General features: G+C 52.4%; 8 protein-coding genes and 2 pseudogenes. 7 read left to right on the top strand and 3 right to left on the bottom strand.

Annotated features, from left to right (window positions below; translation table 11 throughout):
• Positions 1-224: 224 nt before the first annotated feature.
• Positions 225-1,682 (bottom strand): YfjI family protein, encoded by a 1,458-nt coding sequence (locus YA0848_RS25685; RefSeq protein WP_198712533.1) that lies wholly within the window; start codon positions 1,680-1,682, stop codon positions 225-227.
• A 28-nt stretch (positions 1,683-1,710) separates the two neighbouring features.
• Positions 1,711-1,977 carry a helix-turn-helix transcriptional regulator gene (locus YA0848_RS25680; protein WP_232925182.1) on the bottom strand — a complete coding sequence of 89 codons (267 nt, stop codon included), beginning with the start codon at positions 1,975-1,977 and terminating at the stop codon, positions 1,711-1,713.
• 378 nt (positions 1,978-2,355) lie between these two features.
• Between YA0848_RS25680 and YA0848_RS25675 the strand changes: the two genes are divergently transcribed.
• The 5 genes from YA0848_RS25675 to radC all read left to right on the top strand — a co-directional run bounded on the left by YA0848_RS25675 (position 2,356) and on the right by radC (position 6,418).
• Complete coding sequence (locus YA0848_RS25675) at positions 2,356-2,685, top strand: hypothetical protein (RefSeq protein ID WP_126588269.1); 330 nt, start codon at positions 2,356-2,358, stop codon at positions 2,683-2,685.
• Between the two features lie 72 nt (positions 2,686-2,757).
• Positions 2,758-3,726 carry a DUF932 domain-containing protein gene (locus tag YA0848_RS25670; protein ID WP_126588268.1) on the top strand — a complete coding sequence of 323 codons (969 nt, stop codon included), beginning with the start codon at positions 2,758-2,760 and terminating at the stop codon, positions 3,724-3,726.
• Positions 3,727-3,835: 109 nt separating this feature from the next.
• Entirely contained in the window at positions 3,836-4,840 is a 1,005-nt protein-coding gene (locus tag YA0848_RS25665; RefSeq protein WP_126588267.1) for a YqaJ viral recombinase family nuclease, read from the top strand.
• Between the two features lie 106 nt (positions 4,841-4,946).
• Positions 4,947-5,873, top strand: a complete 927-nt coding sequence (locus tag YA0848_RS25660; RefSeq protein ID WP_126588266.1) for a recombination directionality factor — start codon at positions 4,947-4,949, stop codon at positions 5,871-5,873.
• 47 nt (positions 5,874-5,920) lie between these two features.
• Complete coding sequence (gene radC / locus YA0848_RS25655) at positions 5,921-6,418, top strand: RadC family protein (RefSeq protein WP_126588265.1); 498 nt, start codon at positions 5,921-5,923, stop codon at positions 6,416-6,418.
• A gap of 74 nt (positions 6,419-6,492) precedes the next feature.
• Here the strand turns inward: radC and YA0848_RS25650 are convergent.
• Positions 6,493-6,699 (bottom strand): annotated as a pseudogene (locus tag YA0848_RS25650) (YagK/YfjJ domain-containing protein); the annotation flags it as partial.
• Between the two features lie 351 nt (positions 6,700-7,050).
• Between YA0848_RS25650 and rmuC the strand changes: the two are divergent.
• Complete coding sequence (rmuC, locus tag YA0848_RS25645; protein WP_198712534.1) at positions 7,051-8,970, top strand: DNA recombination protein RmuC; 1,920 nt, start codon at positions 7,051-7,053, stop codon at positions 8,968-8,970.
• Positions 8,971-9,027: 57 nt separating this feature from the next.
• Positions 9,028-9,126 (top strand): annotated as a pseudogene (locus YA0848_RS25640) (IS5/IS1182 family transposase); the annotation flags it as partial.
• Positions 9,127-9,179 lie beyond the last annotated feature (53 nt).

Here is a 9,179-nt window from a genome sequence, read left to right as displayed (position 1 = left end):
ACTAACTAACTAACTAACTATTAGATAATTATTTTAATTAAACCAACAATCAAACTACAAACCTAACAACTTAATTAAATAGTAATACATAATCAAACAATAGACACCTTGAACATGCACCTTATAAAAACGAGAGAAACAAACTCACGCAACTCGTAAACACCTAACACCAAACATCAAAAACAACCAAAAAAGTTAGTACCCCAAGAAGAGCCTGGCATCATCTACACACCACCCTGCCAAGGACAGAGATCGACATAAACAGTTTTACCACCAGGATAATTCGAAATCCGGATAGCACCGTTATTTACTAGTCGCAAAAGAACATACTCAAGAGCAGATTTCTTTCTAAACTTCCCAGGCCCGCATTGCAAAATATAATTTTTCTTAACAAACCGTTTACCCACCTTACGAAAATTATCTAGCCAGCAATTTAATTCCTGCTCTTCATCATTCTCTTTAGAGTTCTGCCCAAACAACTTTATAAACTCATTGGAGTACCATTTAGCAAGATCCGTTGCCACCTGCAAGGTTGACGTCGAAATATCACCCTCAAACCCTTCAAAACAATGAAGCAATGCAGCCAACCTAGAAATCACCTCCATTAACTTTGAGCCATGATCACCTAGTCCATAAAGTATTCCACCCGCACACATCCTTGACTCAATATCGTTCGCAATCTCCACCCAAAGCCGAGCCGCTTCGGAGTCGAATCCGATCACTTCTTTTTCTTTTTTATTTCCTCTGAAACAAATAAGTCCCGCCTCAAGAAAGTGCTCCAACCGCGAGGCAAATTGTGTTTGATGATACCAGGACGGTGCCTGAGTGCTTACATACCTAGTCCCCTGTGTTGAAGCTGGGTGACAGATTAGAAAACGCGCCCACAAACCAGACCCCCTAGACACCCCGCCTTTATGAGCCATGTACTTCGAAAATACGCTTTCCTGAACCATAAGAGAGACTGTCAGCCGCGCGTCAACAAGTTCAAAGCTTTCCGCCGTCTTACGATCAATTGTGATTGAGTCACCACTCCAAATGGCATTTTGCTTTGATAGGTCATTGAAGGCGCGCCCTTCTAAAACACCGCCACCTTCACTTGAAATCAAACCAGCCGTAGGTAAATTTTCGTACATCCCATGAAACAAAGCCTCAGAGGTTGAGTCTTCATACAAAATCTTAAATTCTTTTGGTTTAACTGGAGCTTCTTTCTGTAAAGCCAATAGGACCTTCTCCTCTTCGTCAGCAGGAAGACCTTTTGATGCTTTTTTCATAATCGCTTTTAATATTCCATTACGTCGAACCGTCCAAGTATCGTACTTAATCTTCCACACTGACTGACTCTCCCTCACCTCCTCGCACTGCTTAGCCTGAAAGGCTCTAATCGGCTTCAAGAAAACATTCTCAACCGTTGACTTCCTTTCACCCGAGTCAGCAATAGCAAGAAGCATCAGAGAGGTCGGACCGACCTGACCATTAGGTTTACGAACATCTACATCGCCCTGCAAGACAGCAGAAATCGCGGTTAGGGCCGCATTTTGAATCAATCCCCGTGGGGCCTGAATATTTGCTTGAGCCTCATTTATTGCAGCATCCAACAAGGGAAACTGCGACAAACTCGGATATGAATCATCTCCGAAATAAGATTTTTTTTCATTTTGTTGCCTAAAAAAATTAAAATACATAAATCACCACAAATACAAGCAACTAATATCAAACAACCATTGCAGATATAATTTCCGCCATTGAGCCTTGACTCTGCCTAGACAGCCTCACATATTCTTCCATCCACGAATTTATTTCGCTTTCAATCCATCGCACAGATGTTTTCCCAACACGTATCTGCCTTGGGAATTTCGCATCATAATGTTTAGAGCCCACCTTAAGCTTGTTATAAATAGTTGACCTAGAAAAACCTGTTCGTTTTAAAACATCTTTCAAGCGAAGCATAACCAATGTTTCTGATTTTTCATTAAACATCATTGCACCCTTTAGGACTGGACGAGGCAATCCTATAAGCAGCAACTCAAATCTCAAAGAACGTGAGCGTAACGCTTGCTAACGTTACGCTTTTGGAGCTCACCACTTTGACAGACAGCAACTCTGCACTCCTTCAAAACAGAATGCCTCTCCCCCTTAGCCAGCACTATTCCAGCTATTAATAGCTAAAATAGCAGCCCATAACGCCAAACCTCACATTCAGATACCGCCCACTACGTCCCTCGCGGAGACGTTGTTTCGGCAAGCCTCATTCAAAAAAATCTCAGACCTATATCACCCAGATGAACGCTCAACGATGAGCGCGTCATTCAGCATTTCTGCGTGATACGTGGACTCAGTAATAAGAGAGGAATTTTTATGTATACGCCTTGCCCAAGCTGCAACTCTGGTCGTGTGATTACTAAAAATGTGGGTAAACAAGCGGGTGGTTTGATTGGTGCAGCAGGAGGTGCGGCCAGTGGGGCCGCTGGAGCACTAACGGGAGCGGAGGCCGGTGCCGTACTGGGCGTGGTCGGTGGGCCGGTCGGGATCGCCATTGGCAGCATTGCCGGGGCGCTGCTGGGCGGTCTGTTTGGCGGAGTGGCTGGCGGGATCGCGGGGGCCACGCTGGGCGAGCAGATCGATGAGAAAGTCCTTCACAACTATCAATGCCTGGCGTGCGGTTACAGCTTCAGCGTCAACCGTTAAGTCGTTGTGAACAGGCGTCGCTTGTCACTGACAACGACGCTCTTCTGCATTCATTCGCAAGGAATCATTCCCATGGCTCATCTCGTTGAACAAATGGCTTACGTTGGCGCCACTCCTTGGCATGGTCTGGGCAGTCGCCTTTCCCCGAAACAACCGCTCGAAGTCTGGCAGCGTGAAGCGGGTATGGACTGGAAGATCCAAGACAGCCCCGTTCATTTCAAATCCGAGAGCATCGGTGCACTGGGTTCAATTCACACCTTCCCAGAACAGAAGGTGCTGTACCGCTCCGACACCAAGGCCCCGTTGTCGGTGGTCTCCAACCGCTACCAGGTTGTGCAACCCCGTGAAGTACTGGAGTTCTACAGGGATCTCACTGAAGTTTCCGGCTACGAGCTGGAAACCGCTGGAGTGCTCAAAGGCGGTCGCAAGTTCTGGGCTCTGGCCCGTACTGGGCAAGGCACGGCGCTGAAGGGCAACGACGAGGTGAATGGCTACCTGCTGCTTGCCACCTCCTGTGACGGCACCTTGGCCACCACCGCCACTCCGACCACCGTGCGGGTAGTCTGCAACAACACGTTGACCATTGCCCTGGACGGTACGACAAAGGCGATCAAGGTGCCGCACAACACCCGCTTTGATCCCAATGCAGTGAAAAAGCAGCTGGGTATCGCCGTCTCACAGTGGGACGAGTTCATGTACCGAATGAAAAATCTGGCTGAACGCAAGGTGCAGTGGCATGAAGCGATGGGCTTTTTCATGAACGTGCTGTGTGACGTAACCCCCCATAGCAAACTGCCCGAAGTCCTGCCGAACGAGCGCGCGCTGCGCAAGGTTCAAAGCCTGTACGAAGGCGGCGGTCGCGGCGCCACGCTGGAATCGGCCCAAGGAACTGCGTGGGGCTTGCTCAATGCTGTGACCGAGTATGTCGATCACGAACGCAGGGCTCGTAGTAACGAATACCGCATGGACTCTGCCTGGTTCGGTCAAGGTGCACAGATCAAGCAACGGGCGCTGGAGGCTGCGCTACAACTTGCAGCTTAGCCCCTGTTTTCGCTGTCTTCATCAACCTCACCCCCTTCTCATTCTTCTCACTCCTTAAAACGCCTGGTAAGCCTCGTGCTGGTCGGGCGTTATGCCTCAGGAAATGATCATGAGCACTCAATCGCTGCAAAAATTCAGTACTAAACCCCGTCCGGCGTTGCGCCTGGTGGGTACCCAACAACTGCCGCGTGAGGACTGGCTGGCCGTGCGCAAGCTAGGTATCGGCAGCTCGGATGCGGCCGCTGCCGTCGGGCTTAACCCGTACAAGTCCCAGCTGGAGCTGTGGATGGAGAAAACCGGGCGTGATGAATCACTGCCCAAGCTCGATCCGCAAGACGAGGAAAGCCCGGCTTACTGGGGCAACATTTTGGAGCCTATCGTGGCTGCGCATTACACCAAGCGTAGCGGTCACCGGGTGCGACGGATCAATGCCGTGCTGCAACACCCGGCTCCGCAGTTGAACTGGATGCTGGCCAATATCGACCGTGAGGTGATCGGCGCATCAGAAGTGCAGATTCTCGAATGCAAAACCGCCGGCATAAACGGCGCACGCCTCTGGAAGGAGGGTGTGCCCGAGTATGTGCAGTTGCAAGTCATGCACCAGCTCGCCGTCACCGGCAAGCAGGCCGCTGATGTGGCGGTACTGCTCGGTGGTCAGCACCTGGAAATCCATCGCATTGAACGCGATGAACCACTGATTGCTCGGCTGATCGACCTGGAGCGGTTGTTCTGGGATTACGTCGTCAGTGATACCCCGCCGCCGGCAGACGGATCTGCCTCGGCGGAGCAGGCGTTGCGCTGCCTTTATCCGCAGGACAGTGGGCAAAGCCTGGACTTCAGCCATGACACGCGGCTCTGTACGACCTTTACCGAACTACAGCGCGTGCGAAAATCGATTGCTCTGCAGGAGAAGCAGGAAGCTCAGCTCAAGCAAACGTTGCAACAGGCCATGGGCGATGCCAGTCGGGCGATCTTCGCAACTGGCTACATCACTTGGAAGAAAGCCAAAGACAGCGTGGCCCTGGATATCCCCCGTCTGCTGAAAGAAAAGCCCCATCTGCAAGTGCGCTACTCGACCACCAAAACCGGCAGTCGACGTTTTCTGCTGGCCTGAACGTTTGTTCGCTCCTCCCTTATTCCCATGCCCTTTCTCTCCAACGCCCCCCTGGCCGTTTGCGCGGTCTCGGTGGCGTTTTTATTTCAGATACAGGAGAACTCTCATGCTCAAAGGTTTAGCCATCACGCCCCCGATTTTGGGCCGCATTTCCATCGGCAAGGTCGTCGAAAAGAACGGCAAGCGTCTGCCGGAAAAGGACGATCAATTCACCCTCACCTCCCAAGTACAGAGCCGCGAGGGCTGGTTACTGCATCCACTCAACGAGGAGCTGCGCAATGGCCAGGACGGCAAGCTGCGCAGCATTCCGATCCGGCTGCTGTTCAACGAGCCCGACCTCAACTTTCGGGCTGACTACAGCCTGTTCGACCGCACTACAGGACGACTACTGTGCGTCGGTAATGGCGAGACCTGCAAGCGCTTGACCAAGGACGGCATCCAGTCGTTGCCCTGCCCTTCACCGGATAGCTGTTCACTGGCTCAAGGCAATGCCTGCAAGCCTTACGGCCGGCTGAACGTGGTGATTGGCGATGACGATCCGCTGGGCAGCTTTGTTTTCCGTACCACGGGCTACAACAGCATCCGTACCCTGGCGGCACGCCTACATTACCTACAAGCCATTTCCGGAGACCGTCTCTCCTGTCTGCCGCTGGAGTTGCGTCTTCGCGGCAAGTCCACCCGCCAAAGCCACGGCACGCCGATTTTCTACGTGGACATCACGGTGCGCAGTGGGCTGAGCCTAGAAGACGCCTTGCTGGAAGCCAAGCAACTGGAGGAAACCCGGCAAGCCGCAGGCTTTGATCAGACCGCCTTGGATCACGCGGCACGACAGGGCTTTAGCAACGGAGCCTTTGAAGACAGCGATGAGGACACCGGGGCCATCGTCGAGGAGTTCTTCCCCACAGCAGAAGATCAGACCAGCAAGGCAGAAGCCGCTCCCAAACCAGCGCCCCCTGCCAAAACCTCACTGGTACAAAAGCTGGAATCCAAATCCCTCCAAAGCGGCAGTGACCACTCTGCTCGCGCCCACTGATCACACTTCCAACCTGACCCAATGTCTTCCAATTCAAGAGAACCCCCATGAAATATCACAAGCTCAAAGCAGGTGAGACGACCGGCACCTATGTCATGGAATCACCGGTCACCGAGGCCGACATCCTACAGATGGCTCAACAACTGGCAATGAGTCGTCTGTCTAAAGGCCGGGCACTGACTGAGCCCAAGCAGGTCTTCAGCCACCTGCAAACACTGCTGCAGTACCACGAGTACGAAGTCTTTGCTTTGCTACTGCTCGACACCAAGCACCGGGTAATAGGCTTCAGGGAGCTATTCCGAGGCACGTTGGATGGGGCGTGCGTGTACCCACGGGAAGTGGTCAAGATCGCTCTAGAGCACAACGCCGCGGCCGTAATTATGGTTCACAATCATCCCTCCGGCGATCCGGAGCCAAGTCAAGCTGATCGCACGCTCACCGCCACCCTCAAGAACGCTTTGAACATGGTCGGTATCCGGATATTGGATCATGTCGTGGTGGGCCATGAAGGCTGCGTGTCGTTGGCTGAACGAGGTTACCTGTAGCCCTTATGGTCACACCGTCCGATAGACTGCTCTTGGCTGATGCCAGGGCGGTCATCGGCACGGTACCCAATCACTTATTTTTTGTCGTAATTCAGCGTTTGACTTCGGCTGCAGCCAAAGCCATGGCTGCCATCCACAAAGACCTTAGTAGCCGACTTGCAGAGATAACTTGTTCGGTGGAAGAGGACTGCCTGTCCAGCCAGGTCGTCACGACGCAGGTGATAGAACAGGTTGATGGGGATCTCGACCAAACCGCTGACGGCCTCTACAGATACCCATAGCGTTGTTGCCGTCCTTTCGTGAGCTTCATGCTCGCCCCAGGGAGGCATGGCAGTTGTCCCGGTAGAGTTGGTAGAGGCGGGTGATGTTGCTTGTATGGGCTGCAGCTGGGATAAACAGGAGCGATGCTCCACCAAGACATCCAGCTTAAGTTACAGGCTGCATGTCCGGTGCAGAAACACTGTATTCCTAAACAGGTAAAGAAACCGCCCGGATCATTAGGCTAACTGAAGTCCCGTGGGGAATTTCAGTAGCGTTTCGCATTAGATCAAGCTCGATTTGTTGACAGTTCTCAGCAGACGCGCAACGTGCCATCATTTTGCAATCCAATCCAGCGATAAAAGGATGTACCGATGGCACAGCAGTACCTCAACCCTGCCCTGATCGGGCTCCTCAGCTTACTGTTTCTGGGCATCGGCTTCTGGATCAATAGCCGTATCGCAGCAGGCAAGCTGGCCCAACAGTTTTCCGAGCTGCAAGCCAGTCATCAGGCTGAACACCAGCAATTGCTGAACGATGTCGCGCTTGCGCGGCAACGCGAGCAGCAAATGCTCCATGAGCAATCGGAACATCAACATGAGCTGAAATTGGCCGTTGAGGCATTGGCTAACCATCGAGAAATCGAAAAGCAGCTCAGCATTCAGCTCAGCGAGTTCAAGACTTCGCTGGAAGCTGAGAAGCAACGTACGCTCGATAAGGTGCAGCAACTCGCAGAGGCCGCCACCCTCACTGAAAAACACAGTACGGAAACGAACCAACTCCGGTTGCAGCTCGGCGAATTAAAACAGGAGCTTGGGCAAGGCCAGGAGCAGACACGGCAGTTGGATGAGCTGAAACAGGCGCTGACGCAGCTGCAAGCGCGTTTTGAAGCAGCTCAACTACAACTGCAAAAACAAGGTGAGCATCTAGGGCAAAGCGCGGAACAAGCGCATCAGCTCCTGGAGGTAAAAACCGCCAACAAGGACCTCCAAAGTCGCCTCGACAATACCCAGGAAGAATTTAAAAAGCAGCGCGAACAGTTGGGACAGGCAGCAGAACAAAAGGACCAACTGGACACGCTACGCAACACATTGGCCCAACGAGACAAAGAACTAGGCACTACGCGAGAGGAGCTCAGCCTTGCGAAGCAGAGTCTTGCCGAAATAAATATGCGCCACCAGCGCGACCAGCACTCAGCTGCAGAGAAACTGCAGTTATTGGAAGATAACAAGGTTCAACTCAAGCAGGAGTTTCAGAACCTTGCCAATCATATTTTCGACAGTAAACAGCAGAGCTTCTCTGAGCAAAGCCGCCAAGGGCTGGACACTCTACTAAAACCGTTCAAGGACCAGCTCGAGTCATTCCGTCAGCGGGTGGATCAGGTTCACTCCGATACCGTGCAGGGCCAAAGCTCGATGAAAAGCGAGCTGGTCAAGCTGATGGAATTAAACGTCCAGATCACAACCGAAGCGTCAAACCTTACCAAAGCGCTCAAGGGTGACAAAAAACTTCAAGGCACCTGGGGCGAGCAAAAGGTAGAGATGCTGCTTGAGCAGGCAGGGCTGCGCAAAGGGTTCGAGTACCACCGCGAGGCGAACTTCAAGGACGACGATGCAGGAAACAATCGACCAGACTTCGTGGTCAATTTGCCCGAAGGCAAACACATCATCATCGATAGCAAGATGTCGCTAGTGGCCTACACGGAGTACGTTTCCGCCGAAACCGACGAAGATCGCACCAAAGCCCTGTCCGCACACGTTCTGGCTTTGAAGAACCACATCAACGGATTGTCCGATAAGAAATATACAGACCTTAACGGCATCAACTCTCCTGACTTTGTGTTTTTATTCATGCCGGTTGAGCCCGCATATTTGGTCGCGGCCGAGCACAGTCCGGGGGTATTCCAGGCTGCATATGAAAAACGTATTGCGATAATCACCGCCACCACACTGCTGCCGGTTCTGAGGGTCGTATCGAATCTGTGGAGCATCCAGCGTCAAAACAGCAGCACGCTGCAACTCGCAACGATGGCAAGCAAGGTTTACGACAAGTTGCGCATCTTCGTGGATAAAATGGACAAGCTCGGTAATCAGATCGCTACGGTGCAGAAAAGCTACTCCGAAAGCGTCAATACTCTGAAAGGGGATCACGGAAGCCTGGCCAAGACCGTGGACAAGTTCGTCGCTTTGGGCGTCACGGTCTCCAAGCGTCTACCAGCATCAGCTGTGGGAAACGATGAAGAGATGGAAAGCGACTTGGCAATACTTCCGGTGGAAAGCGCGGCCAATACCTAACGTAAACAGTGAGCGACACCCTTGCCGCTCACTTTGCCTCAACTGACCTCGAGCACTCGTTCGGTGATCCTGAGAAAGCGCAACTCGATCAAGGGCAATGCCGATCTGGACACAGGTCTCTACCGTTACCGGGACTTGGTCCAGAACACCTTTAGCGGAGTGCTGGCTTAAATCCGCGGGTCGGCAACGCCCCATCGGGGCCATTCATT

This window comes from Pseudomonas sp. S4_EA_1b (assembly GCF_016307435.1).
Taxonomy (GTDB): domain Bacteria; phylum Pseudomonadota; class Gammaproteobacteria; order Pseudomonadales; family Pseudomonadaceae; genus Aquipseudomonas; species Aquipseudomonas rhodesiae.
Note: the sequence above shows the minus strand (reverse complement) of the source record. Positions and strands in the feature narration are given on the sequence as shown.

Excerpts from the sequence above, each read along its gene's own strand:
- YA0848_RS25685 (WP_198712533.1), bottom strand. The coding sequence starts at position 1,682 with ATGTATTTTAATTTTTTTAGGCAACAAAATGAAAAAAAATCTTATTTC.
- YA0848_RS25680 (WP_232925182.1), bottom strand. The coding sequence starts at position 1,977 with ATGTTTAATGAAAAATCAGAAACATTGGTTATGCTTCGCTTGAAAGAT.
- YA0848_RS25675 (WP_126588269.1), top strand. The coding sequence starts at position 2,356 with ATGTATACGCCTTGCCCAAGCTGCAACTCTGGTCGTGTGATTACTAAA.
- YA0848_RS25670 (WP_126588268.1), top strand. The coding sequence starts at position 2,758 with ATGGCTCATCTCGTTGAACAAATGGCTTACGTTGGCGCCACTCCTTGG.
- YA0848_RS25665 (WP_126588267.1), top strand. The coding sequence starts at position 3,836 with ATGAGCACTCAATCGCTGCAAAAATTCAGTACTAAACCCCGTCCGGCG.
- YA0848_RS25660 (WP_126588266.1), top strand. The coding sequence starts at position 4,947 with ATGCTCAAAGGTTTAGCCATCACGCCCCCGATTTTGGGCCGCATTTCC.
- radC (WP_126588265.1), top strand. The coding sequence starts at position 5,921 with ATGAAATATCACAAGCTCAAAGCAGGTGAGACGACCGGCACCTATGTC.
- rmuC (WP_198712534.1), top strand. The coding sequence starts at position 7,051 with ATGGCACAGCAGTACCTCAACCCTGCCCTGATCGGGCTCCTCAGCTTA.